Raw genomic sequence first — 26,498 nt, forward strand, 5'->3', positions numbered from 1 at the left:
TACAGTACAGATTATCGTATTCAACCAAATAGGCATAGAGCCTCATCGCAACACTAGTTGCCAGCCCTCAACACATGTTGCAATCTTTGGCGTCGTTTGGCGTTTGACGCCACGCCGTTGGTGACAACCCATAACGACGTCTAAAGGCATGGCTAAATGCCGTGGCGTCTCTAAACCCATACTGATAGGCCAGCTCAGTCACAGGACGTTGGTAATGTGGATTAGCCAGTAACTGCTTGCACGCCTCTAAGCGTTGACGCTGTATGTAGTCGGCAGGCGATAGGTTCTGTAGGGCAAATAGTTTATAGAGATAGCGCCTGGAGTAGCGGAAATATTCGCATAACTGCTCTACTTTTAAGTCTGGATCGGTGAGATTTTCTGCAATGTAATGCTTCAGCTTTAACAACTGCACCTGCTGCACAGACTCCTGCTCATGATCGGGAGCAACCTCCGCACATTCACTTAATTGTGCTCCTATCAGGTGCATAATTGCTGCCGACACGCCACCGGCTGCCACATCAGACAAATGCTGACGCTGATTCAAAGCACCCAACAACATCTGACGCATCAACTGACCGCTACCTGCTTGTGTCTCAAAACGCCGAACCAGTGCTGCTTGCAAATAGGGTAGCCACGTTTGCATATGACCCAGCTCAAGCTGTAACACCAGAAAATGAGCATCTGCCCCCACACTCACCGTATAAGGGCAGGTAGTGTCATAAAACGCCCACTCCCCTGCTTGTAAGACTACCTTACGGTTACGTTGTTGAATCTCACTGGTGCCTGACAACTGCAACGATGCTTTATACAGTGCTGTTTCAGTACGATTGGCAAGTGCCGTAGTACGATCCACTTGAAATGCTGTACAGCGCATTTCCGTCACCATCAATGAACCTAGTTGCTCATTAATCGCTAAATTAGAAAACGGCTGATTGCCCTGCTCTCTGACGGCTAGTGGCACAAACGTTTGCGATAGAAACTCACTCCATAACCCTGCATCCTGAAAATGCAGCGGCGAAGCATGTAACAGCATGTCCCCTCCTCAAGCTACCGCTTTAGTCCCCCTCTGTCCTTACTGTGTTTATCGCTTTTTTAATACTCTGCCTAGACAGATAAACCCGCATACTGCAGCCAGCATCCTCTAACGACCTGCCTGTCCAAACAAATACGGAGCAGGCAGCCATCCTTTTTCTTCCATCTGCATTTCCAAGGTTTTCCGTGCCGCCGCCACATCATCAAACCTATACGGACGTGATGCCCCGACTTCTGCTGCGCTAAATAACCTGAAGCCATTGCGCTCAAATTCCTCAGGACTAAAGCGCGCCACAATATAGTTCAACACCATGGCTAATTCATCGTTATTTAATTGAGACTGCGCAGAACCAGGCACCCGTATCATGTACGCACGCCCATCCACCATGCGGCTAAATAACCCAATGGAATCTACAAAACTGGGGATTCCACGACTCTCTACTCCTTGGCCATCATAACGATGACAGCCCGCACACTGAAGCATGTAGTCTTTGTACACCCTTTCACTATTCAGAAAATACGACAACTGCGTGTTGCCATCTGTTGGCAGAGGTCGCTTTGCCTCGGCAGCCTTCATCCCCAACACTGACACACAGCCCAGTAGAACCAGTATCAACGCTTTCATTCCTGTACTCCAAACCAAGCAGGTCGGCAGCCCTTCGGCCACCGACCTTTTTCCTTAGTTTTTAGCTAAACCCACCAACACTGACGCCGTGCAGTGGAAAGTACTATTTTCGTTCGCCATGCACCAGTTCACATCGTTATGCAAGAAGAACTCATAGCCTGGGCGCTCGCGTGTCTGAGACACACATGCGCAACGATTACATGCAGTTTTACCGCAGCAATCGTGGTAACTCACCAAGTAATCTTTGCCATCGTAAGGGTTGTGACACGTACCCACCCACGAAATGGGCGATGCTGTTGTACCCGGTGGGCACGAGGATGCTGTCCCCCCGCAACAAGAACACAAGAATCCATCTACTGCACAATGTCGCCAGTAATCGCACGAGTTGAACTCATCTTCTGGAATCTCATTAGGATCTAACCCAGTCAGCTTGGGGGTATTACCTGCTCGTGCTACAGGCAATACTGGTAACAGCGCAGCAGATGCCACCATCACCTTACCCAACCCATTTAAAAAGCTGCGACGTGAAGAATGATGTGCCAGACGCCTGGACACTTTCTCTCCTAAGTTATCCAACCAATGCATTTTCCTTCTCCTTACGTGAAATGTTCACGTCTTTCATCTCGTTGTTACGCAGATAATCCTGCACTGACGCCACGCCCAACTCTTTAGCAGTAAACAGACTCTCCAACTGCTCACGCGAGTTAATCAAGCCTTTGGCACGAATCACGCCGTTTTCATCCATCAGGACTGCATACGGCAATTTACTGATGTGAAAACTCATGCCCAGCGGGGTGGACAGTACGTAGGGGAAAGGATCCAAACCCGCTTGTTTATAGAAAGCCAAGTGCTCAGGCATTTCACCGTCACTGGCCAGCACCACACGCAGCCATTGCCTCTCGGCCTGTGCTATAGAACGCAAAATAGGCATCAGCTTCTTACATACTGGGCAGGTGGGTGACAAGAAAAACAGCAACTGACTGTACTGCCCTGGAACACCTATGCTTTGCGCTCTACCCAAAATATCCAGTAGTTCAAACGTGGGGGCGTTTTCTCCTACCTCTGGACCTTTATCCATCGTCAGCGCCCCCATAGGCGCTACACGCTCATACAGCACGCCAATTTGTCTGGACAATGCCAAAACCAGCACCACCAGCATGAGCACTACTGCCCACAGCACAATATTTGAAATCATCAGTGCACTCATTTATATCTCCTTGAGTTTTTGTAATTTGCTATGCGACTCAATCAGGTGATCCAGCGCGTAATACATGCCTAGGAATGCCAGTGTTGCACCAAAGAAGGTCAACCCATCCACCCAGCCCAATACACGCTCTGTAGCGTTTACGGGCCATACCACGGCACTTAGTGCCACTAACAGCAAGAGGTTGCGAACCACCAGCCACCATGACAGCCCCGCCGACTTTTCCTTTAGACTGCCGCAACCACACGATACGTCGGTATGCCCGCGTAACAAGTTAATTGTCATTGCCGCTGTTGCCACCAGCAGCAACCCCACAGCAAGCCACCCACCCATAACACGAAAGGTAGGCCATAACAGCAAGACAGCAGCCAAGAGTTCCACAACCACAAAACCACTTGCCACGAAACGAGCGAACCAGTCTGGTACTAGGCGATACGCGACGACAGCGCCCTCAAACACACTGAAATAGCGTATTTTTTCTATTGCACTCGCCAATAGCAAAATACACAGACTTGCCGCTGCCACATAACCTAAGAGTGGGTCCATATCAGCCTCCTGTTTTCACCATGTGGGGCTCCACTTGCAACGCACTTTCAGCAGCATCTTCAATCGTGCGAATCAAGGTAGGCTCTTCCCCACTGATATCAAAAATATGCACTTTGCTACCGTCCGTTCCCAGCAAACGCTGAGCAGGCTCATCCACAGCTAAAGAAATCATTTCTAGCCCTGGAATACGCGCCACACGTTTTTTCTGAGTCAGGTCATACACCCACATTTCGTCTGCCGCCGCCTTATGCGTACCTTCTTCACCATTGGCGTGCATCAGCACATATAAGCGCTGATTCCCTTCATGGGCAGCAATCAGGTTGTACCCACCCGGCGTCCAAGCAGATGCTCTATCTTCCTCGCTTAGCAAAGACCATGTAGGCTCAAAAGTCACCTGTTCACCATTGAAATCAGCGGTGTAGATAGTGCCGTAGAATGACACGTAGTGCGCCTTGTTATTCACCATCGCAGGCAAAATGAAAACTGGATCATCCTGCACTGAAAACATGCGTTCACTGCGGTGCTGTGAGGCCACCTTACCGTTATCATCCAAATCAATGGTCAACAACGAGCCATCACCACACACCGTCATGAAACTACGTGGTCGATTTGGTAATGGATTCACACTCCAACAACCAGCTACGGCGGTAATTTCTTCTACGTGTTCACCTTTCTCAACATCCACAACAGCAACCGAAATAGCTGGCGTCGCATTTTGCAAGATGATGAGCTTCCCATCCGTACTCTGACTGAACAAGTTGCGATAATTCAGCCCTTGCACCCGGTTATTGGGCAAGATAATTTCTTTCTCAAATGCCAACCCTTGTGCATCCCACACCTCAACCACGTCGGTACGTTTTCCGCGCGTGACACGCTCGTGGTAGGTTGTCATGGTGTAGATTTTCTTGCCGTCATTGGACAACTGCATATGCCCCATCATGCCGACAGGAACCATGCCCAGAAACTTTCCAGTTTTGCCATCAAATACATTCACACGGCTTTCGGTCATATGCGAGAACACAAAGTCCATCACATAAATACGGTCCTGTGCATCTTCTGGTAGCAGCGTCCCGTCTTTGAAGGTTTCCAGTGGTTGGAACTGACCTTGGGCTTGCACTCCCAGCGCCACGCCCCCCAACACCAATGCCGCTACCCAGCGGGCACTATTTCGCATGATATTTCGAGTTAATCGCATTGTCTTCTCCTGAGTAAATGCGCTAGAACGCATAGCCATACCGCAGTTGCACACCCGCCAATCGAGGCCCATGACGAACCTCCAGATCATGGATATATTGCAGTTGTAGTTGTTGCTGATTCGTAAATTGATAGGTGATTTCGGCGGCCAACTGATGGCTGTTTGCCGAACCTGTAGCAGTATCACCGTTCAGTTTCTCTTTGCCGCCGGTTTCGTAGCGATACCGCATTCCTACATAGGTGGACTCAGTGAGGTTGGTAGACAGCAGTGTCATCAACCTCACCGAAGGATCTTTCTTCAACGTGGCGCCATAGTAGTTGGTGTTTCTGCCATAAAACTCGAACTCCGCCATCAGTTCGAGATAACTGCTTTCACCAAACCCCTGCACAAATGCAAAATCCTGCACCGTCGCCCAGCGATTTGCACCCGGTGAAAGATCAGCACGTGAGCCGTGATAGCGCCCAGTGGGCAGCGTAATGAAGGGTTCCCAAGCAAAGTACGTACGACTTTCCTCGTTATTCAAAAACCAAACAGCTGTGCCAACGCTAATATCACCCACACCTTGCATATGCTCGCGTGGCGTACCAATACTCTTACGCATCACCGGCACAATCACTTCATACTGCACCGTTTTACCGGCCAACTCGCGATAATGCATTTGCCGGTAAATAGCCATCTGCATATCCATCCCGGGCGCACCAGAAACGCGTTTCCCCCCGTCATACACACCATGCGAGCTTAAGGTACCAAAATAGCCTAGCACCATGTCGGTACCTACAGGCGCAGGCAACCAGTCCCGCGCACTGGGATCACCAGCCACGCAACTACCACTAGCTACCACCCCTGCTATACACAGCCACACCCTCATTGTTTTACTGGGAATACTCATGATGTCTCCTCCCGTGTTTTTTCTGGATGCTGCGTTAGGGCACTGCCTTACGATCTATAGGCAATACACACTGATTTGGTATCCAAATAGGACTCCACTGCCGCTTTACCATGCTCACGTCCCAATCCTGACTGTTTAAATCCTCCAAAAGGCATATGTGGATCTAAAGCGTTGTGCGTATTCACCCATACCGTGCCGGCTTTCACAGCCGCCACTAGGCGCTGCACACGGCTTAAGTCATTGCTCCATATGCTGGCCCCTAAGCCATACTCGGTTTGGTTGGCCAAGCGTATGGCATCAGCTTCTGTCTCAAAACGGTTCGCCACCAATACCGGACCAAAAATCTCCTCTTGTGACACACGCGCCATGATGTCCACATCCGCAAAGACGGTAGGGCGTACGAAGAAACCTTGCTCTGGACACGTTTGCGCTTTGGTCAGTTGCCTACCTTCTTGCTGACCAATTTTTATGTATTTTTGTACCCTTTCTTGCTGCCGTGCTGAGATCAGTGGTGCCATCTGGGTATGCTCACTAAAGCCATCCCCTAGCACCATTTCATCGGCCAACTTGGCAATACCCTGAGCCACTTCTTCATAAATACCGCTCTGAATGTATAGACGTGAGCCAGCTGTACACACTTGCCCTTGATTAAAGAAGATGGCGTTTGCCGCCCCCTGTATCGCTTGCTCTACATCACAGTCATCAAAAATCAGTACAGGGGATTTCCCCCCTAGTTCCAGCGCCACTTTCTTCATGTCTTGCGCTGCCTGACGGGCAATGATGTAGCCCACCTCAGTAGAACCGGTGAACGAAATTTTGTTAACCAATGGATGGGCGGTAAGAGCCGCTCCTGTGCTGTCCCCTCGACCTGTAATCACGTTCAGCACACCCTCCGGAAAACCTGCTTCCAACACCAGCTCCGCCAGTCGTATGGCCGTCAACGGTGTTTCTTCTGCAGGTTTCAGTACCACTGTGCAGCCTGCGGCCAATGCGGGTGCGATTTTCCATACAGCCATGAGTAGCGGGAAATTCCACGGCACAATGGCTGCGACCACCCCAATAGGTTCCAAACGGGTATACGCGTGATAACGTGTGTGCTCAGGAAACGGAATAGACAGGCTCAACACATCACCCGACACTTTGGTCGCCCAGCCCGCCATATAACGCAGCCACTGCACCGCAAAAGACACTTCCATTCCCAATGAAAAGCGCAGCAGCTTGCCGTTATTCAACGTCTCCAAACTGGCCAGTTCATCGGCATGTGCTTCCACGACATCGGCCAGTTTCAACAACAAGCGTTCACGCTGAGCTGGTAGCATGGTCGTCCACGCAGACTCCGTTAATGTGTGATGCGCAGACTTCACTGCCAAATCCACACCTTCTACGCCAGCCTCAGGCTGCATTGCAATGACGTCTCCGGTCGCGGGGTTATAGACGGGGATGCGATCTCCATGACTTTGCTCTACCGCCTTGCCTGCGATAATCATGTGCTCACGAATGCCCTTCACCTGTTGTACGGCCATGCCCAAGTCTCCTGTAGAGGGTAATTTTCACGGCCTGAGTATATCTACCCCTATTTAGGCTACTTGTGCCGTTGTGCATGAGCATTTGTGCTATTGGGCACACTGGCGGTAAAGCAAGGGTATTCACCAAGAAAAAAGGTACATACTTAAAGCATGTACCTGATTGCCGGTGATTATGGGCGGGATTTTGGAGGTTGTTTTTGAGGTGCAGGATGACGGTGTAACTGCTACGGTTTTCTCGTCTAGCTGCATGGGGCTGTAGTGTTTTTATGTAATGGTGGGTATATCCGCTGAACAGCACATTCATTGCACGCGCTGGGGAACTGCAGGAATACTTTTTGTGATTTGTACACCAAATCAAAAAAGTTTCCTCTCCGTCCCCCCGAAGCTTCTGGATGTTGGCAGGAGTAGGACTACAACGCTACTAACACTTCCCATGAACTACTACAGAAAGACGGCTTACTGTCAGCAGTTATCCAAGCAAAGGCCATGGCAAGCGATGAAGGGAAGGCGGAGGGAAGTATTTTAAATAGGAAGGCTGTATTCATCGCACGCGCTGGGGAACTGCAGGAATACTTTTTGTGATTTGAGACACCAAATCAAAAAAGTTTCCTCTCCGTCCCCCCGGGGTCTGGATATTGGTAGGTTTACGGCCCTTTCTTATGCAGTAGCCATTTACTCCGCCAGTTCAATCACCACGGCACCACGTGGCTTGGAACAGCACAGCAGTACTTTGCCCTCTGGTGGCATGTCCAGCGGCTCTTCTACATAGACCACGTCGCCCGACACCAAGGTGCACATGCAACTATTGCACAGACCTGATCGGCAGTTGAAATACGGTTCTAAGCCTTGGGCTTCAGCAAAGTCCAACAACGATGCTTGCGCAGGGTCCCACGCCAGCGCTGCCGTTTTCCCAACGAACTCTACGGTCTCGCCTGTAGCAACTACAGGCTCTGTCGCCGACACGGTAGATGTTGCCGTACCAACCGCCTTCGGTGCCTCAAGATCGCTACTGACGGGCTGTTTTTCCAACACGGTAGCTGTACCAAAGAACTCGTAGTGGATGCGATCTTGCGCAATGCCTAGGCTACGCAACATCTGCCATACCGCCTGCATGAATGGCGTAGGGCCGCATACGTAGCATTCGTAGTCGTCTAACGGCAGCCAGCTTTGTAGATGTTCGCGTGTGAGCAGCCCTTCTACCTTGAATGCACCTTGCTGGCGGTCGGCATCGGTAGGGTTCAAGTAACAAAGATGGCTGTACACATTGGCGCGCTGCGCCACCAGTGCCTGAACTTCATCAGCGAACGCGTGCAACTCACCGTCTTGGCAGCCGTGTATGAAATCCACACGTCTATCAGAGCACAACACTAACTGCTGCAGCATGGCCAATACAGGCGTTACGCCTACACCACCACTAAGCAGTAATACGGGGCGCTGGCTGTTCTGATCTAAGACAAAATCACCCAACGGGCCTGCTGCTACCAGCGTATCGCCTACGTGCACGGCATCGTGCATGTGCTGCGAAATCACGCCTGCAGATACATCTAGGCCCTCAGGCGCTCTTTCACGTTTCACGGCAATGCGTAGCCCCGCCGGTTGCCCCGGTGCCGCCGCAATACTGTAATGACGTAGGTACGATTGACCATTCAGATCAAACTTGAAGATCAAATACTGGCCTGGCTGCCACACTGGCAATGCGGAGCCATCTTCAGGTTCCAACACAAAAGACGTAATACAGGCACTTTCAGCTGCTTTAGCAACGACCTTATACCGCTTGAACTGACGTGCATCGCTTGCTGACATCTTAGACACCAACCTCTACTTCTGCTTGCTCAGCCTCTATGCGTTGCTGCAAACGACGACGGAAACGCATAGGACCGGAATCAATAGGTAGATCCAACGCCGCTGGGCGGGCATCCATGCCTACTTGCACCAGTTCCAAAATAGCTTTGTCTTCACTGAATGCAAAGCGCACATCTTCGTTGAACTCACGCGATACTTCTTCGTCGTCAGGGCTGAAGTTACGCAGTTGGAACCAGAAATAACGAGTGTGCTTGTCGTCTACTGGTGTCAGGAAGTTATAGGAATCCATCAAAAACACATCTGGATGGTTCACAGCCTCTTCGCCACCGCTGCCAGCAGGTACAAAGATGGCCTTGATCACGGCCAACGATGGGAAACGCACTTCGTATTGCTGCTTTCTATCGCAGTTGCCGTCAAATTTCACAAATTTCTTGTAGAACGGTGCGACGTCTACGTCTTCTAACCAGCGGGATACCGTCACGCCGTTTTTAGCCATGTCCACTTTCAGTGGTTTGCCGATCATAGAAGCACTACCAAACGAGGTCTGGTGTACCCACGATACGTGGGAAGGGTCTAGCAAGTTATCAGTTACGTACAGGTAGTTGCAGTCAATGGTCATGGCGTCACCACTGTTGACGCCCCAGCCCTCACGCCCCCATTCTGGAATGTCGATGATTTGGCTTTCATCGGCCAGCGCGGCATCGCCCATCCATACCCACACCATGCCGTAACGCTCCGCACAGGGGTACTGACGCACAACGGCTGCACGCGGAATTTGCGCAACGCCCGGTGCTTTAACGCATTGACCAGAACAATCAAAGGTCAAACCGTGATAACCGCATTCCACTTCGTCGTTAATCAGACGGCCTTTGGACAACGGCAGACGACGGTGCGGACAGGAGTCTTCCAAGGCCACGGGAGTGCCGTCCTGCTTGCGGTACATCACAATGTTCTCATTCAGCATTTTCACCGCATGAAGCGCTTGCCCCAATTCCGATGACAACGCTCCTACATACCAGGTATTACGCAAAAACATGCTTAGCTCGTTTTCTATTCAGTCAGTGAGTAAATAGCCTGCCGTGGCAGGCCTTTTACGCTAGTTCGGGTACACACGCCCGGCGTTCAAGATATTTTGAGGATCCAGCAGCTCTTTAAGCTGACACATCAGTGCCAGTTCTTCTTCGTTACGGCTGAAATGCAAGAATGGCTTTTTAATGCGGCCAATACCATGCTCGGCCGAGATGCTACCACCTACCGCAGCCACTTCTTCATAAACCAGCTCTTCTACAGCCAGCAGGTCTTCTTCCGCGAATGGTCCTGTGGTTAGGTGCAAATTGCCGTCGCCCAAGTGTCCAAAGAATAAATTATGCGCTTGTGGATAAGTTTGTTCCAGACGCTGCGTGACACGCTGCACAAAGGCTTCACTATGCTGCATGGGCAGGCCCACATCAAACGCCACATAGGGTGTCAGCTCTTTAAGGATTTCGCCACTAGCATCGCGCATGTGCCACAGTTGCGCGGCTTGCTCGCTGCTTTGCGGCAAGATCACGTCGCTGATCAGTTCTTTTTCCAGTTGTGCTTCTAACCACTCTTGCAGCGCTTCTTCGGCGCGCACATCTAAGTCGCCTTCGGTTTCCAGCAATACATACAGTGGATAAGCTTGGTCAAAAGGCTCGGATCTACCAATGGTTTTGCAAGCCATGCTCAAATACTCGTGCCACATCAACTCGAAAGACGACAAGTTGGCAAAGGCAGCACGGGCAGCTTTCAACAGTTGTGTGACGGCCGAGAAAGAAGGCGCAGCCACCAACGCACTGTAACGAGCTTGGGGTTTGGGGAACAAGCGCAGCACCAGTTTGGTGACCACACCCAATGTGCCTTCTGCACCAATAAACAAGTGTTTAAGGTCTAGGCCAGTATTGTTCTTTAAACCTTTGTTCAGCATAGACAATACACGGCCATCGGCCAGTACCACTTCCATACCCAACACCAACATACGGGTGGTGCCGTAACGCAGTACGCGGTTACCGCCAGCATTGGTAGAGACGTTACCACCTACTTGGCACGAACCACGCGCACCAAAATCCAATGGGAAATACCAGCCTGCTGCCTCTACGTGCTCACACAGTTTTTCCAGCACCATGCCGGGTTGTACGGTGATGGTGCCGCCAATTTCATCGAACTCCAGCACCTGGTTCATGCGTTCCATGGAGATAGCTACATCACCGGTATCTGGGGATGCGCCACCCGCCAAACCGGTCAAACCGCCTTGTACGGTTACCTGACGCTGCTCAGCCGAACACGCACGCAAAATAGCGGCCACTTCATCTGTGGTTTGCGGTCTAAACACCATGTCTGGTCTGGCACTTTTCCAACCACTGAAATCCTGCTCATAACGTTGCAGCCCTTCGGGATCCCTAATTGCTGACAACTGTTGGGCCAGCAAATCCAAAGATTCCGTTTTACCCGACTGCATCATATGTTTCTCCATCATCTAAACACGGTACGGTGCGACAGCATTCTTGCTGGTACGCAACACATCCAGATCAATCCATTATTTTCTGCGAAGCGCACACGAATCACAAGTAAAGAAGCGCCCGTAAGGCTTCTGCGCGAGTTCCTGAAGCTAAAAGAAGCGGCCTATGCACAAAAGCGTGGTAGATGTGCCCCCCAACAAAACGCCGCAAGCACAAAGACATTGCAGCGTGTGTTGTCAGCATGTGACTAGAGTGATTAGGCGCTAGGTTCCACCCTATTCGTCGCCGACGTAGCGCTGGCCGACGTATGACTAAGTCTCCTATCCAACAACGCCAAGCCTAACGACACTACAGCAATGGCTACACCTACCCAACCTACTGCTGGCAAACCCATCCCCAAACCAATGGGCAAACCGGCTAACAATGGCGCAATGGTTAAACCCGCTTGGAAGGCTGACGAATTTGTAGCCCCAGCCAACATAGGCGCATCTGGCGCGATCACATACACCCGCCCCCACACGGCAGGATTCAGCAAGAAACCCGCTATACCCAGCACGAACACCAACAGCACCGTTGCCCACATACTGCTCGCCAACAACGCGATAGCTGCAGAGATCACGATTAAACCGATGATCCCCACCAACAAGGTAGCAAACTGGTGCTTATCTGCCGTGCGACCGCCAATGCTTAAGCCTATAAAAGCACCTACGCCAAACAAAGTCAGCACAGCGGGTAGCCACTCTACCGACAGGCCACTGACGTCTAACAGCAGTGCCGCCAAGTACCCAAAGATCCCCATATAAGCTGCCGTGGTGGTCATGGTGGTGGCATACGCTACCCACAACACCGGACGTTTCATTGCGCGTAACTCGGTTTTCAGGTCTGGCTCCTCAACCCCTTCATTCGAGGTTTTAGGAATGGCTAACCAGCCTGCAATTGTTGATATAGCCGTTACCGCCACAACTGCCCAGAACCCACCTCGCCAGCCGGTGATATCACTGATCAACGTACCAGCGGGGCCGCCCAACACCATGGCGGCGGTAAGCCCACTCACCACAATGGACAAGGCCTTGGCATGTGTGCCAGCCGGCGATACTTGCACCGCTGTTGCTGCCGCCACGGACCAAAAACAGGCATACGCCAAACCCATGGCAAAGCGCGCAATCAAAATAGACCAATAACCTGCTGCCAACAAACTCACGGCTGTGGCCACAATAAAGGCCACTTGGCTCGCCAATAAGGTGGCACGCTTAGGCCAACGCATCGCCAGAATGGCAAACGGTGGTCCACCTATCAACGCCCCTATGGCAAAAGCTGAAATTAAGGTGCCTGCGGTAGGCAAACTGATGGTTAAGTCGGCTGCGATCATGGGGAGAATCCCCCCCATTAGAAACTCAGCACTGCCCATCGCAAACAAGCTTAGGGCCAATAAATAAACGGCAGTAGGCATAGCTCTACCGGTTGTTGATGTGTGCGTTTTCATCACATTTCTCCTGCTCCATCACCGACTACAGCGACTGAAGCACTACCGCTGCCACATACAGCCCCACACCAAACACTGCGTGTGTTGCCACGCTTTGTAGGCGGCTTTTCCACGGAGCTGGCGTACGAGATGCCGCAATACCAGCCCCAAACGCGGGCTGCATAATCAGCCATGGCATGACCACGGTTACCAGACCCACTTTGACGGCAGGCCACAAGGTAGGCTGTTGCACCCATGCTGTGCCGTACAGCAGTACCAGCGCTGCGGCAAACACAATGCCCACGGCATAGTGCACTAACCATCCCATCAGCGTTTCACCGCGTACGGGAGCGGCTTTGCCTATGGGCGAGTGGAAGAAGGTGCCACTACTCCAATGCCCTATCCATCTGCCCACCAAGGCGTAATTCAACGTAGGCATGCCAGCGGCTTTTAGGATCATCGTCCAGATGTCCATCACCAGCGTAGCCCCTATGCCTAGGCACAGTATTGTTACTAGGTTGTTCATCATGTCCATACCCTTAAGCCCTTTGAAGTCACCATTATTTGTGGATATGATAGAAGTTGAAGTCAACTTCAAGTCAAGGGGCATGAAATGGATATATCCGAAGTCGCAAAACGTACTGGTGTGCCCTCGTCTACCCTGCGTTTTTACGAGAAAAAAGGGCTGATTAGCGCCACTAGCCCTTCTGGGGTGCGACGTAGGTTTTCGCCGACTGTGATTGATCAACTTGCTTTGATCGCGTTGGGCCAAGCCGGTGGGCTGTCGTTGGATGAAATACAAGCGATGTTATCACCCGACGGTACGCCACAGGTGGATAAACAAGTGTTGCTCGCCAAAGCCGAAGAAATAGACGGCACCATCAAGCGCCTACAAGCCATGAGTGAAGGCTTACGTCACGCCGCCCACTGCCCAGCGCCTAACCATGCACAGTGCCCGACGTTTCAGCGCTTGCTTAAAGCTGCCGCTGCGAGCCGCTTAAAGCACAGTCGATCCACCACCCTGAGCAAATAAGGTTACGCGTTACGCCAACATCTAGACTACCTTGCAGACCAGCTCTGTATAGGCAAAAAAAATCCCCCTGCTAGAGGGGGATTCTTCATTCACGCGACGGTGAGTTAACGCATGCCTGCGCCAGCGTGATTTGCTGGACGTGGTTTGCGATCACCGCGTGAGCTTGGACGTGAAGATGGACGACCATTTGCACCAGCTGGGGCGTGACGGTCACCACGATCGCTACGATCGCCACGTGCTGGGCGGTCGCCACCACGGGATGGACGGCTATCACCACGGCCTGCGGATGCACCCGCTGCGCCGTTTGGTTTACGTGGTTTGCCAGAGAAACCGCCTGGACGACGTGAGCTGGAACCTGGGCGTTTTTTCTTGGGTGACAGTTTTTTCACTGGTTCCAAACCAGGAATTTCTGCCACATCAATCGTTTGCTCAGTAAAGCGCTCGATACGACGCACTTTGTGGTGTTCGGAGTGTGTAGCCAGTGTGAACGCTGCACCTTGTTGACCTGCACGGCCTGTACGACCGATACGGTGGGTGTAGTCTTCAGCTTGCATAGGCAAGTCGTAGTTAATCGCGTGGCTGATGCCTTTAACGTCAATACCACGAGCCGCTACGTCAGTGGCTACCAACACACGAATACCGCCGCGCTGCAACAGACCCAATGTGTGGTTACGTTGACGTTGGTTCATGTCACCGTGCAAAGAACGCGCTGCAAAACCTTCGTCACGCAGATCATCAGCCAGCAATTCAGCACCACGTTTTGTAGCGGTGAACACAATCGCTTGGTTCATATCGGCGTCGCGCAACAGGTGATCCAACAAACGACGTTTGTGGGAATCATCATCCGCGTACAACAAGGTTTGAGAAATGTTCTCGTGACGGCTCTTATGACCAGACACTTCGATACGCTTAGGTTCGTTCAGCATATCTTTAGCCAAACGACTTACTGTGTCTTCCAATGTCGCAGAGAACAACAGTGTTTGACGTGTACGAGGAGTTTTAGCAACGATGGCATGGATGTCATCGATGAAACCCATGTCCAACATACGGTCAGCTTCGTCCAACACCAGTGTTTGCACGGTGTTCAGCTTAACGCGACCAGATTGCAGGTGATCGATCAAACGGCCAGGTGTTGCCACCAGCACGTCTACACGGCGGGACAAGGATTTGATTTGTGCGCCGTAAGGCATACCGCCCACTACCACCGCCACGCGCAAATCGCGCATGCCAGTACCCAGCAGTTTCACGTTTTGTGCAACTTGCAGGGCCAATTCACGGGTAGGAGTCAGTACCAGAATGGAAACACCAGAGCTTTTTGCTGCAGGTGGGTTTTCCAACAAACGGTGCAAAGATGGCAGCATGAAGGCTGCTGTTTTACCGCTACCTGTTTGTGCGGAAACCATTAAATCTGAACCTTCCAGCGCAGCAGGAATAGCTTGTAACTGCACAGGAGTAGGCTCAGTAAAGCCGGCCTTGTTCACCGCCGACAATAACGCGGGATGCAAGGCTAAAGTATCAAAAGACATGAAAAATCGTCGCTCTGAGGCGACCCACTATGCGCCAACCACTCACATAAGGCGGTGGCACGGGTTGATTGGAAACATCGTGCCGACCAATCAACCTGAAGAATTGCCGCTCAGTGTGCAAGCTATAGGGCGTGGGGTCAGAAAGCGATGATAAGACGCCACTTATAAATGCGGCGAATCAATTAGTATAACCCCCTACTCGCCATACGCCTATTAAAACCTGCTACTTACCACTTTTTAACACTGTGTATGACGTGGCAAGTACACACTACACCACACTTAACGTGGTTTCGCAGAGTGACGCAGCAAGGTGCTCTTTCCAAAAAGACTTTGCAGTAAATCCACGACTAGTTCTGCCGTTTGATTATGGCTATCCAAGGCGGGATTTAGCTCAACCACGTCCAACGAACTCAACAAACCCGTGTCGGCGATCATTTCCATGCACAACTGAGCCTCGCGGTAATCGGGGCCGCCACGCACCGTGGTACCTGTACCGGGCGCAATGCTGGGGTCTAAAAAATCCACATCAAAACTCACGTGTAAATGTATAGATTCGGCGTCTGGCCCATCTAAGCCTCGTAAGGCTCGTTGCATGACTTCGCGCATACCCAGCTCATCTATCGCACGCATGTCGTAGGCTTCTATATGCAGGGAATCCAAAATACGCTTTTCTTGGTCATCCACACTGCGCAGCCCTATCAGACACAGCTCGCGAGGTTGTACGGCAGGTGTATGGCCTCCTAATGAGATGAAAGCCTCTGGCCCCAACCCACATAAGCTCGCCACAGGAATACCGTGCACATTACCGCTGGGTGAGCTTTCTGGCGTATTGCAGTCTGCATGTGCGTCTAACCACAGCACACGCAAGGTTTTGCCTGCCTGACGGCAGTGACGCGCAACCGCACTGATGGACCCCAACGCAAACGCATGATCGCCGCCCATCATGATGGGCAACTGACCCGCTTCTAAACTTTGAAACACAGCGTCGTGCACGCGTTGGTTCCAGAGCAAATTGGTGTCGAAGTTACGTAGGCCAGCATGCGCAGGATCGCGCTCAGTGCGTAGATTCGGCGGCCCTGCTAAGTTGCCACGATCTGACACCGACAACCCCATGCCCTGCAAAGCTGGCTGCAAACCGGCCACACGCAACGCGTCTGGCCCCATCGCAGCACCTAACCTACCTGCGCCGCTATCGGAAGGTACACCGATTAAATGCACCGCATTTAGGGGGGATTTTTGCTCGTTATGATTCATGCGCTCACCTCAACATTCAGTAGCACCAGTGTCGCCCGCCACGCATTCAATGTAAATGCACAAAACTATGCACAAAACGCCATAAATTTAGCAGTTTGATTAGCTGTTTTTATCATTATGCTAATTCAGCTTTAGCGTATTCAAATGGATGCTGGTTTCGGTGGCCGATATACCTCTGATTAATCGTATACGCCCCAACACATCGCCCAGTTCATTTAAGTCTGACACCGATAACTCGGCCAACAAATCCCAGCGACCATTGGTGTCGTGCAATGCCACGATGGCGGTTTCACCCGTCAGCAGTTGAATAATACGTGGGGTTTCGTGCCCTTCTACCGCAATGCTGATCCACGCCACAATGCGCTCGGGCTGCGAATCGGGGCGTACACGTACGGAATACCCCAAGATCACACCATCACGTTCTAGCTTGGTAATACGGTTGCTGATTGTGCCGCGCGACACATCCAATTTCTTTGCCAATGTCGCCACGGAAAGCCTTGCATCGGCACGCAGCAAGGCTAAGATTTTTCGGTCTAAATCATCCATATTCTGCCTTTTCGCTAATCTTCTCTGCCACTTTGCTAGAAATATAGCGTTTTTTATAAAATATTGTCGCTATGAATTAGGCAGCCGTTTTTCAATAATGAATAAAACAGTAATCACAACGGAGCCAAACATGACTATTCTCTTACGCCCACACGATATACGCCATATTGTTCAGCAAGTCGGCCTCGCTGCCGTGTTGGGCAAACTAGAGTCCTGCCTACGCGATGATTTTCTACGCTGGGAAGAGTTTGATAAAACTGCCCGCGTGGCGACACACTCATCCGTAGGGGTCATTGAGTTGATGCCCGTTGCCGATGACTCGCTGTATGCCTTCAAATATGTGAACGGCCACCCTGGCAACCCAAAGCTGGGCTTACCTACGGTCATGGCTTTTGGTGCGCTGGCTGAGGTATTAACAGGTAAGCCCATTGTGCTCAGCGAACTCACACTAACCACAGCCCTGCGCACGGCAGCCACGTCTGTCTTGGCGGCTAGAACACTGGCCAGACCCAACTCTCGCACCATGGCGCTGATAGGCAATGGCTCCCAAAGCGAATTTCAAGCGCTGGCGTTCCACTATCTGCTGGGCATTGATGAGCTGCGTTTATACGATGTAGACCCCGCCGCCACCCAAAAATTAGTGCAAAACCTATCAGCCATCTCGGGCCTACGCACCACCGTGTGCCATAGCACTGCCGAAGCGGTAACAGGGGCTGACATTGTCACTACCGTTACCGCCGACAAAACCAACGCCATCATTCTAGAAAAACACATGCTGGAACCCGGCATGCACATTAATGCCGTTGGTGGCGACTGCCCAGGCAAAACAGAATTAGCCACCGATGTGTTACTCAGTGCCACTACCTTTGTAGAGTTTGAAGAGCAGTCACGTATAGAAGGCGAGATTCAGCATATGCCCGCCGACTACCCTGTGAAGCTACTGTGGAAAGTGCTGGCAGGCGAGCAAACTGGTCGCCACAGCAATGAAGAAATTACGGTATTTGATTCCGTAGGTTTCGCGCTAGAAGACTACACTGCTTTGCGCCTGATGCAGGAATACGCACAGCAACACGGTTTGGGCGAGACTATTGAGTTGGTGCCTGATCTACAGAACCCCAAAAATCTGTTTGGGGAACTGTTAGGTTGCGTGGAAAAACAACCGATTTAACGTGGGCAGGAACGTAGCAAGGGAGGCACGGCATTGCGCGGCGTGCCTCCCTTTAGGGAACACTGTTAGTACAGTTTTTTCTGTGGTGGGCCTGCAAAGTTCAGTGGGCCAATACTGTTCATATCCACTTCCACTACCGATGGGCCTTGATGCGCAATCGCTTGCTGCATCACCGTTTTGAACTCGTCTAATGACGACACCAAATGGCTTTGGCAGCCCATGGCACTACCCACATCGCGGTAGCTAGGGGTGTGCAATTCATTGTAGTACTGTCGGTCATCAAAGTAGCGCTTCTGAATGCCGCGCATCACACCGTAACCGCCATCGTTCATCACCAGCAAGACCAAGTTGCTTTGCTCTTGCACCATGGTGGCCATTTCTCCTATGCCCAACATCAAGCCACCGTCACCCACCAACGCGACCACTTTTTTGTCGGGATTCGCTTTGGCAGTACCAATCGCATGAGCCAACCCCAAACCAATAGCACCCGCTAAGGAATGGATGTTGCGCAATGGCGCTTCGACGGGGAACAAACGGCTGCCCCACGTACTGCCAGACATGGTGATATCACGCACCAAAATACCGTCTTCCGGCAACGCGGCGCGTAAGGCAAAACACAATTCAGCGTAAGGACCCAATTGCTCTGTTAACTGCGCCACCGCTGCTGTTCGTGCCTGTGCAATAGCGGCATCGTAGTCTGCATCCACAAAACTATGGCCTTGCAGGTCTGCCACCAGCGCCGTTAATGCTTCGTTCGCATCGGCACACACAAATTGACCTATGGCGTAGTTACGCTGTTGTGCTGCAGGGTTGGCATCAATCTGAATGGTGTTTTCTGGGAAACGGATGGAATAGGTTTTGGTCTCGTTACTGCGTAAGCGCGAGCCTACCACCAACACCAAATCAGCCTCTGCCAACAGCGTTTCTACTTCTGCTGCATTATGGAAGGCCGCCAGACTACGTGGATGGCTATCTGGCAGCACACCGCGCGCATGCGTAGACGACACCACCGGGATACCCATATCGGCCAACTGACGTACCGCTTCCCCTGCTTGTAAGGTGCCTCCACCTATCCACAACATAGGACGCTTAGCAGCTTTCAAGGCCGACGCCAAACGGATTCTATCCTTCTCTTGCAACGCGGGTAACTGTAGTGGTGCAACAGGCTCTAAAGACATAGGCCACGCAATCTTGGCAGCTTGCACATCAATAGGGATTTCTACACTCACTGGCCCCATAGGCACCGTGGTGGCCACACGAATGGCTTCCTGAATCATGCCTACAGCATTTTCTGGGCTACTAATGCGGTACGCGGCTTTGCTAGACGCACGCAAGAAACCCAATTGATCTTTGGCTTCGTGGATGAAACTGGCGTCTCTATCCAAATACTCGCGCTCTACCTGACCCGTTAAATGCAGTACTGGACTAGCAGCGTTGTAGGCCTCGATCAACGACCCTACGGCATTACCTGCCCCTGCACCAGTGCTGGTTAAGGCCACACCTAAGCCCGTAAAACGGGATTCGGCATCGGCCATGGTGACGCTGCCAGCTTCGCCTCGGGCACACACAAACTGCACCGTATTGCGGCGACCTAGAGCATCAGCAATAGGCAAGTTGTGGATGGAAATCACACCGTACACATTACGTACCTGATGGATCTCTAATACACGGGCAATTGCTTCACCCACGGTAATGGTTTCTGTCATCTCTGCTTCTCTCATCCTTCGCACCACGGATCAGGCTGTGAACTCAGCCCCATATAAATACTTTTTTGCTGCATGTAAGACAAAATGCTCAGTCGGCCTTTTTCTCTACCCACACCACTTTCTTTGAACCCACCAAACGGCGTAGAAATGGAAAACTTCTTGTAGGTGTTGATCCAGACTGTGCCTACCTCTAGCGCCCTAGCCAGTTGCCATGCTTTGCGGTAGTTTTCAGTCCAAATACCAGCCGCCAACCCATACACACTGTCATTGGCTTGCTGCAGTAAGTCTTGCTCATCTTCAAATGGCAGTACCACCAAGACCGGGCCAAAGATTTCTTCTTGGCAAACGGTAGCGTGGTTGTGCAACCCCGCAATAATGGTAGGTGCGTAATAGGTGCCCTGTGCCAACTCACCTTCTGTTAGCCTATGGCCACCCGCAAGAATCTGCCCGCCTTCTGCCTCGGCTTTACGCACATAAGCGTCTACGGAATTCAGGTGCTTTTCGTCAATCAATGGACCCACCTGGGTGCTGGCATGCTCAGGATGCCCCACGCGCAAGGCTTGTGTCTTAGCGACCAAACGCTGCATGAAGCTGTCGTAGACGCTGGCGTGCACAAACAAACGTGCACCTGCAATACAAGCTTGGCCTGACGAGCTGAAAATACCGTAAATCACGCCATTTACCGCTAAATCCAGATCGGCATCCGCGAATACTATGGTGGGCGATTTGCCGCCTAATTCCAGCGACGTCCCAATCAAACGCTCTGCGGCAATATGCGCCAATTGACGACCCGTATTCGTACCACCAGTGAACGAAATCTTCTTCACCAAGGAATGCTGCACAATCGCATTACCCACTACCGAACCTTTGCCTGGCAGTACGCTTAACAAGCCTTTAGGCAAACCAGCCTCTTCAAACAATCGCGCCAATTCCAACGCGATTAAGGACGTGGCTTCAGCCGGTTTCAGAATCACGGCATTACCCGCAGCTAACGCCGGCGCCAACTTCTGCATTTCAGATGCAATGGGCGAATTCCATGGCGTAATAGCCGCCACCACACCCAAGGGTTCGTGCACACTCATGGTCAGCCATTCGCGTGAACGAGCATTGGTCAGTTCGGTATCCAAGGTTTCCAAACAGGCAGCGGTGTAACGTGCGGTAGACGCAGCGCTCATCACCAAGCCACGTGTTTCCGCCAAGGGTTTGCCGTTATCGCGTGTTTGCAATGCGGCCAATTCGGCTGCATTTTTTTCTATCAGTTCCGCCACTTTGTACAGTACGCGAGCACGCTCTACCGGTAAGCTGCTACGCCACAGCTGGTCCTGCCATGCCTGATGTGCCGCTTGAATAGCCTCGTTCACATCATCCACACTGGCTGTGGAGAACTCAGCGTTCACGCTACCGTCTGCGGGGAAAATGCTGCGCGCAGCTGTCCCCCGGCCTTGCCGCCATTGGCCGGCCAAAAATAATGCTTTCATGTTTGTTCTCCGCCTAGATGACTAGGGCGTCACCCAATTGATAGCAAGCGCGCACCACACTCAGTGCCGCCAAGGTAGAGGTTTTAGGGTTGCTGGCCAACGCCACCCCCTGCATCTCTATTTGCATCTCGCCAAAAGCCCCTTCGGCGCGGATGCGGTGTTGGTTGCGCGTCATGGCAGGATCAGCGATAAGTTCTACCTCTGTTTTATCCATACCCACGCCTGCTAATGCAATGGTCGCTGCCACGTTGGCATTGGCAGGAAATCGTTGTGCGGCTTCACGCGCCGAGCCACGGAAAAACACCGTCGCTTCGGTGAGCGCATCCAAATCCACCAACTGTTCGGCATAACTACCCTTCCAGCTAGCTGGCTGTTTACGGCCCTGATACACCACTTTATCTAGCCCCATGGTGCGCGCGGCGGCAATACCATCTATGCCGGCAATGGCTCCCGGCAAGATTTGCAGTTGCGCACCCTGTGCGCTGGCAAAGGCACGTATGTCTTGCTCAAACTCGCCATCGGCAAATGCACCCACCGAAATTACCGCCAGCGGTAATTTGCGCTGCAAAACAGCTTTGGCATGGGCTTTCAAACCAGGCTGGCCTGCCATCTCTAACACCAAATCTGGCGTACCCGTAATGGCATCCACGCTACTCACTACCTGTACCTCAGCACCCAACTCTTGCTGTGTCGCAGCGATACCGGCTTCGGTGACGACCACCCACGCCAACTGAATAGACTCCGGCAACAGTGCATGTACTGTTTTTGCCATCGCCCCATAGCCTATAAACGCAACTTTCTTCATTGTTCTGCCCTAAATTTCCTGACTAAACCCGCCAGACACATCAATCACCGACCCCGTTGTATACGAGGATAACGGTGAAGCCAAGAACACCAACGCACGCGCTGCCTCTATAGGCTTGCCCAAACGTGCCATCGGGATACCGCGCTTACGTGCAATACCTGCCAACCAATCTTCCCAACTTTGATCAGGGTCTGAACGGTCTTGGTAACGGCGCTGCCACTGACCGGATTCCACCATGCCAATCAGAATAGAATTCACGCGTATACCTGCACCCACAAACTCTTTGGATAAGCCTTTGCTCAGATTCAGCAACCCTGCTCTGGCTGCCGAGGTCGCAATCATGTGCGGCTCAGGTTTATACGCCAATAGCGAATTAACATTGGCAATAGAGGCAATGGACGACTGACGCAAATACGGCAATGCCGCCCGTACAGGGTTTAAGACACTGAAGTACTTCAGTTGCACCTCGGTCATCCACTCGTCGTCAGTAGTGTCTTCAAAATTAGCGACTTTGCCTTGGCCCGCATTGTTGATCAGCATATCTAGACCACCAAAACGCTGTGCCACATCGTCAATAAAACTTTTCACCGCTGTGGCATCCAACACGTCGCAACACTGAATGTGCAGACGGTCTGGCTCAAATGAAGCCGCCATTGCATGCCACGAATCTTGTAGTCTCGCGGCATCTCTACCACACCACGCTACGTTTGCCCCTTGTTCAAGTAATAGCCGTACTGTTTCCAGCCCAATACCTGCAGAGCCCCCAGTCACCACAGCGACTTTGCCGCTTACCTGAAAACTCATGTGTTGTTCTCCTTGTTGCCCTGCTGCGTTTGACCAAACACCAACTGATCAAAAGCCTGTGGCTGATCCACGTACAGCAAATGCCCCGCTTCTTGCACGGCATGTAAGCTGATTTGCGCATAACGCTGTTGCAGCGCTTGCATACCGGCTGGCGGCGTAATGCCGTCATCTTCACCGTAAAGGACGTCTATTGCTTGGTGTATCGCCGGTAGGTAATAGTCAATGCTGTCATAGGCCAACAGGTAAGACGCCGCCGTAAAACCACCTAGTGTTAACCGCTGCATGGCTTGCGTCACCAGCATCATGTTGGACGGCGTAGGCTGCCCCAACAAAAATGGCCCACGTTCGCGTGCCATGCCTTCTGGCCCTAGCTTGGCCAATAAGCGTGGTCGCTTCTCGTAGACTTGTTGCTGTTGCTCGGCTGTGGTTTGGCCATAGCCTTGCGCCACACTCGCCAATACCAAACGCGACACATCCTCTGGGTACAACGAGGCATACGCACTCGCCATCAATGCCCCCAACGAATGCCCTACCAAGGTAAACGTACCTAACTCGGCTTCATCAACTAACGCTTTTAAGGCACGAGCGTAATCGGCGGCCGTTGGGGTGGCCGAAGCTAAGGCAACACTGCCACCGTAGCCTGGCGCATCCCACGCTATCAGTCGGTGCTGACCGGCTTGGCTGGCAAACTGCTTGGCCCACAACCCCGCACCCGAACTAATACCGTGCAGCAACACATAGGTATTGCCCTGCTGCACCCCGTTGTCCCAGTACGCTAAACCGCATGCAGTCTGGCGCATCGTACTGTGTGACATGTTTTGCCTCCTACGCTCGTGCAATGACTTATTTCTTGGTGCTTTGTGCTGACTCGTGCCATGGAATCACAACTTTGCGTAATGAACCCACTGCGAAATACAGCACGAAACCAATCATGGCCAACAAGATCACTACCGCAAACAAAGTGTCTACTTCCAAATCTTGCAGCTTGATGGTGGCCAAATACCCCAGACCACGTGAACCCGCCACGAACTCTGACACCACAGCACCAATAATGGCCAACACAATCGCCATTTCCATCCCGGTCAGGATGTACGGCAACGAAGAAGGAATCACCAGCAGTTTGAAACGTTGCCAGGTGCTCGCCTTACCCACCTGAAACACTTCTACCATGCCTTTATCGACGGACTTCGCACCCAAGTAACTGTTGGAGAACACTGGGAAGAAACCTAACAAGGCAGAAATAATGATTTTGGACTCAATACCAAAGCCAAACCACAAGATGAACAGCGGAATCAGCGCCACTTTAGGCGTCAATTGCAACGCAATCACGAAAGGTTTGAAAATGGTGTCCAGAAGAGCCACTCTACCCAGCAACTGGCCGAGGATAGTACCCACGATCACAGCGATACAGAAACCACCCAAACACTCCACCAGCGTGGTGTAGATATGGTAGTAGGTGTCATCACGCTGCATCAGTCGTACTAAAGCGTGCAACACGTCTTCAGGTGGTGGCAACACCAACGGAGACACCTCGAACGCAACGACATACCCTTTCCACAGCAGGAAAAACACCAGCACGGAAATCAATTGAATAAGAAAACGATTCACTTACAACTCCAGATGCTGACGCAGCTCATCACATAAACGGGCAAACTCTGGATCACCCAGAAAGTTCGTACGTGGACGCTCCAGCGTAATAGGAATTTCTGCCACTACACGCCCTGGGCGCGCAGACATCACAATGACTCTATCGGCCAAATGCACGGCCTCACTGATAGAGTGCGTAATCAAGAACGCACCAAATTTTTGGTCCATCCAAATACGCTCTGCATCGGCGATGATTTTTTCTCGGGTCAACGCATCCAATGCCCCGAATGGCTCATCCAGCAATAACAAACTTGGCTGTGAAAACAGCGCACGCGCAAACGACGCACGTTGACGCATACCGCCAGACAGCTCGGCGGGGCGTCTGCTTTCAAAACCTTTCAAACCCACCATCTCGCACAGCAACAGCGCACGTTTTTCATCTTCAGCGCTGTAACGACCTTTTTGCATCAGCGTTGGCAGCAAGATGTTTTTCTGGATATTCATCCATGGCAGCAAGCGGTGTTCTTGGAATGCCACCCCAATATCGGGTGTGCTTTTATCGGCGCTGGAAGGCCAGCTCACCTCTCCCGAGGTGGGCTGCTCCAAACCACACAACAAACGCAACAACGTGGACTTACCGCAGCCTGAAGGCCCAATCACCGCCACAAACTCACCAGCCATGATGTGCTGATTGATACTTTGCAACGCGATGGTGGTGCCTGTAGGTGTCTCGAAATGCTTAGAGACATTGTCAAAACGAACTATAGGCTGTGCGTCAGATGGCGAGGTTTTTACGAACTCAGACAACGGTAGACTCCCAGATTGCATTGGTGTAAAGCTGTCTGGAGGTTGCCTTCATCAGACCTGCTCCCTGTAACAGCTGAGTTGCTTCTTCCCACTGTTCAGGTACGTTACGCAGTACATTTTCTTTGCCATGCGCCAACCACAACTCGCGGTTCCCTTTCAGGTCGCTCAGCGCAATATCTTCTTTTTCAATACCCGGTACATCGTAGCGACGCGCAATGGTGCGAATCACTTCCAGCAACTGTGCATCATCCATATCGGCCATGGCCAAAATGGCATTGCGTGCGCCTTGCAAGAAGGCCACGTGCTGCTCACGGTTAGCTTCCAAGTCTTCTTCACGGGCTACGTACACCTGACCTGGCACACCATCATCCACATGCATGGACACCAATGGCAGGTTTTCAGCACGCAGGCGAGATACAGTACTGGCGTTACCAAAGAATGCAGCAATACGACCGGCTTCTACCATCGCAAATGACGCTGGGCCATCAGCCACGCGTTCGCGACGTACGGATTCAGGATTCACCCCAGCTTTAGCCAGCATCAAATTCAGTGTGGCTTCCATAGAGCCGCCAAACGACGCCACACCCACCACTTTTCCTTCTAGCTCTTTTACATCGCGTATAGGGTGGCTTTCGGATGAGATCACCACAAAAGGTGAAATCTGTGACACGGTAGCAAAGGCCAATACATCAGAGTTGTCTTGAGCACGCGTCGCCAAATAGTTAGCACCGCCAGTACGGCCTGCCTCTACTTGTTTAGCCGCAACCAATTGGATTGCTTGGCCTGCACCACGACCTACTTCAACTTTGACGTTCACGCCCAGTTTGTCGTAATCACCGGATGCACTGGCGTACAACACGGGGGCAAACGCCAACGACAGCGTGAAAGGAGTGAGATATGTGTATGTACCCGTCGCCTTGGCAAATGCAACACTAGACGTCAGGGGTAAGCTCATCGCCCCTATTGCGCCGGCACTATAAACCAGAAATTTTCTGCGGTTCATATGGGATGTCTCCTGGATAGGA

Annotated in this window: 25 protein-coding genes and 1 pseudogene; 2 read left to right on the top strand and 24 right to left on the bottom strand. The window is 51.9% G+C overall.

Annotated features, from left to right (window positions below; genetic code table 11):
- Positions 1-67: 67 nt before the first annotated feature.
- The 13 genes from ACLPHM_RS11205 to ACLPHM_RS11265 all read right to left on the bottom strand — a co-directional run bounded on the left by ACLPHM_RS11205 (position 68) and on the right by ACLPHM_RS11265 (position 13,288).
- Positions 68-1,033, bottom strand: a complete 966-nt coding sequence (locus tag ACLPHM_RS11205; protein WP_430221316.1) for a helix-turn-helix domain-containing protein — start codon at positions 1,031-1,033, stop codon at positions 68-70.
- A 108-nt stretch (positions 1,034-1,141) separates the two neighbouring features.
- On the bottom strand, positions 1,142-1,657 hold the full coding sequence (locus ACLPHM_RS11210) for a c-type cytochrome (RefSeq protein WP_430221317.1): 516 nt from the start codon (positions 1,655-1,657) through the stop codon (positions 1,142-1,144).
- 54 nt (positions 1,658-1,711) lie between these two features.
- Positions 1,712-2,242, bottom strand: a complete 531-nt coding sequence (locus tag ACLPHM_RS11215; RefSeq protein ID WP_430221318.1) for a methylamine dehydrogenase light chain — start codon at positions 2,240-2,242, stop codon at positions 1,712-1,714.
- The gene (mauD, locus tag ACLPHM_RS11220) at positions 2,226-2,864 is read right to left on the bottom strand and encodes a methylamine dehydrogenase accessory protein MauD (protein ID WP_430221319.1); all 639 of its coding nucleotides are present in this window, start codon (positions 2,862-2,864) and stop codon (positions 2,226-2,228) included. The genes ACLPHM_RS11215 and mauD overlap by 17 nt, the downstream gene beginning before the upstream one ends.
- Positions 2,865-3,407: a MauE/DoxX family redox-associated membrane protein gene (locus ACLPHM_RS11225; RefSeq protein ID WP_430221320.1), complete on the bottom strand. Its 543-nt coding sequence runs from the start codon at positions 3,405-3,407 to the stop codon at positions 2,865-2,867.
- 1 nt (position 3,408) lies between these two features.
- Positions 3,409-4,581, bottom strand: a complete 1,173-nt coding sequence (locus ACLPHM_RS11230) for an amine dehydrogenase large subunit (RefSeq protein WP_430221321.1) — start codon at positions 4,579-4,581, stop codon at positions 3,409-3,411.
- Between the two features lie 43 nt (positions 4,582-4,624).
- The gene (locus ACLPHM_RS11235) at positions 4,625-5,491 is read right to left on the bottom strand and encodes a transporter (protein ID WP_430221322.1); all 867 of its coding nucleotides are present in this window, start codon (positions 5,489-5,491) and stop codon (positions 4,625-4,627) included.
- Positions 5,492-5,538: 47 nt separating this feature from the next.
- Positions 5,539-7,014, bottom strand: a complete 1,476-nt coding sequence (locus tag ACLPHM_RS11240; protein ID WP_430221323.1) for an aldehyde dehydrogenase family protein — start codon at positions 7,012-7,014, stop codon at positions 5,539-5,541.
- A 675-nt stretch (positions 7,015-7,689) separates the two neighbouring features.
- Positions 7,690-8,820 (bottom strand): 2Fe-2S iron-sulfur cluster-binding protein, encoded by a 1,131-nt coding sequence (locus ACLPHM_RS11245; protein WP_430221324.1) that lies wholly within the window; start codon positions 8,818-8,820, stop codon positions 7,690-7,692.
- Between the two features lies 1 nt (position 8,821).
- Positions 8,822-9,856 (bottom strand): aromatic ring-hydroxylating dioxygenase subunit alpha, encoded by a 1,035-nt coding sequence (locus ACLPHM_RS11250; RefSeq protein ID WP_430221325.1) that lies wholly within the window; start codon positions 9,854-9,856, stop codon positions 8,822-8,824.
- Positions 9,857-9,916: 60 nt separating this feature from the next.
- The gene (locus tag ACLPHM_RS11255) at positions 9,917-11,299 is read right to left on the bottom strand and encodes an FAD-binding oxidoreductase (protein WP_430221326.1); all 1,383 of its coding nucleotides are present in this window, start codon (positions 11,297-11,299) and stop codon (positions 9,917-9,919) included.
- A gap of 254 nt (positions 11,300-11,553) precedes the next feature.
- The gene (locus tag ACLPHM_RS11260; RefSeq protein WP_430221327.1) at positions 11,554-12,780 is read right to left on the bottom strand and encodes an MFS transporter; all 1,227 of its coding nucleotides are present in this window, start codon (positions 12,778-12,780) and stop codon (positions 11,554-11,556) included.
- A 25-nt stretch (positions 12,781-12,805) separates the two neighbouring features.
- Complete coding sequence (locus ACLPHM_RS11265; protein ID WP_430221328.1) at positions 12,806-13,288, bottom strand: DUF2938 domain-containing protein; 483 nt, start codon at positions 13,286-13,288, stop codon at positions 12,806-12,808.
- Between the two features lie 84 nt (positions 13,289-13,372).
- On the opposite strand from ACLPHM_RS11265, the gene ACLPHM_RS11270 reads away from it, so the two are divergent.
- A complete protein-coding gene (locus ACLPHM_RS11270; RefSeq protein WP_430221329.1) occupies positions 13,373-13,792 on the top strand; it encodes a helix-turn-helix domain-containing protein in 420 nt (139 codons plus the stop codon).
- A gap of 134 nt (positions 13,793-13,926) precedes the next feature.
- Here the strand turns inward: ACLPHM_RS11270 and ACLPHM_RS11275 are convergent.
- From ACLPHM_RS11275 to ACLPHM_RS11285, 3 genes and pseudogenes are all read right to left on the bottom strand, one after another.
- Positions 13,927-15,318, bottom strand: a pseudogene (locus tag ACLPHM_RS11275) (DEAD/DEAH box helicase); the annotation flags it as partial.
- Between the two features lie 279 nt (positions 15,319-15,597).
- Positions 15,598-16,572, bottom strand: coding sequence for an arginase (gene rocF / locus ACLPHM_RS11280; RefSeq protein ID WP_430221330.1), 975 nt, complete (start codon positions 16,570-16,572; stop codon positions 15,598-15,600).
- 120 nt (positions 16,573-16,692) lie between these two features.
- Positions 16,693-17,118 (bottom strand): Lrp/AsnC family transcriptional regulator, encoded by a 426-nt coding sequence (locus tag ACLPHM_RS11285; RefSeq protein WP_430221331.1) that lies wholly within the window; start codon positions 17,116-17,118, stop codon positions 16,693-16,695.
- A gap of 130 nt (positions 17,119-17,248) precedes the next feature.
- Here ACLPHM_RS11285 and ACLPHM_RS11290 point away from each other — a divergent pair, with 130 nt between their 5' ends.
- On the top strand, positions 17,249-18,286 hold the full coding sequence (locus ACLPHM_RS11290; protein WP_430221332.1) for an ornithine cyclodeaminase: 1,038 nt from the start codon (positions 17,249-17,251) through the stop codon (positions 18,284-18,286).
- A gap of 65 nt (positions 18,287-18,351) precedes the next feature.
- Here the strand turns inward: ACLPHM_RS11290 and ACLPHM_RS11295 are convergent, their stop codons facing one another.
- Genes ACLPHM_RS11295 through ACLPHM_RS11330 form a run of 8 tightly spaced genes read right to left on the bottom strand, consistent with a single transcriptional unit; the run spans position 18,352 to position 26,476 of the window.
- Complete coding sequence (locus ACLPHM_RS11295) at positions 18,352-20,007, bottom strand: thiamine pyrophosphate-binding protein (protein WP_430221333.1); 1,656 nt, start codon at positions 20,005-20,007, stop codon at positions 18,352-18,354.
- The gene (locus ACLPHM_RS11300) at positions 20,004-21,470 is read right to left on the bottom strand and encodes an aldehyde dehydrogenase (protein WP_430221334.1); all 1,467 of its coding nucleotides are present in this window, start codon (positions 21,468-21,470) and stop codon (positions 20,004-20,006) included. Before ACLPHM_RS11300 ends, ACLPHM_RS11295 begins: the two co-directional genes overlap by 4 nt.
- 13 nt (positions 21,471-21,483) lie before the next feature.
- The gene (locus ACLPHM_RS11305; protein WP_430221335.1) at positions 21,484-22,275 is read right to left on the bottom strand and encodes an aspartate dehydrogenase; all 792 of its coding nucleotides are present in this window, start codon (positions 22,273-22,275) and stop codon (positions 21,484-21,486) included.
- Positions 22,276-22,284: 9 nt separating this feature from the next.
- Positions 22,285-23,079, bottom strand: a complete 795-nt coding sequence (locus ACLPHM_RS11310; RefSeq protein WP_430221336.1) for an SDR family oxidoreductase — start codon at positions 23,077-23,079, stop codon at positions 22,285-22,287.
- Positions 23,076-23,894: an alpha/beta fold hydrolase gene (locus tag ACLPHM_RS11315; protein WP_430221337.1), complete on the bottom strand. Its 819-nt coding sequence runs from the start codon at positions 23,892-23,894 to the stop codon at positions 23,076-23,078. Before ACLPHM_RS11315 ends, ACLPHM_RS11310 begins: the two co-directional genes overlap by 4 nt.
- A gap of 28 nt (positions 23,895-23,922) precedes the next feature.
- Complete coding sequence (locus ACLPHM_RS11320) at positions 23,923-24,687, bottom strand: ABC transporter permease (protein WP_430221338.1); 765 nt, start codon at positions 24,685-24,687, stop codon at positions 23,923-23,925.
- Positions 24,688-25,473, bottom strand: coding sequence for an ABC transporter ATP-binding protein (locus ACLPHM_RS11325; RefSeq protein ID WP_430221339.1), 786 nt, complete (start codon positions 25,471-25,473; stop codon positions 24,688-24,690).
- Positions 25,466-26,476 carry an ABC transporter substrate-binding protein gene (locus tag ACLPHM_RS11330; RefSeq protein WP_430221340.1) on the bottom strand — a complete coding sequence of 337 codons (1,011 nt, stop codon included), beginning with the start codon at positions 26,474-26,476 and terminating at the stop codon, positions 25,466-25,468. Before ACLPHM_RS11330 ends, ACLPHM_RS11325 begins: the two co-directional genes overlap by 8 nt.
- Positions 26,477-26,498 lie beyond the last annotated feature (22 nt).

Source organism: Paenalcaligenes sp. Me131, from assembly GCF_050487225.1.
Taxonomy (GTDB): domain Bacteria; phylum Pseudomonadota; class Gammaproteobacteria; order Burkholderiales; family Burkholderiaceae_B; genus Paenalcaligenes.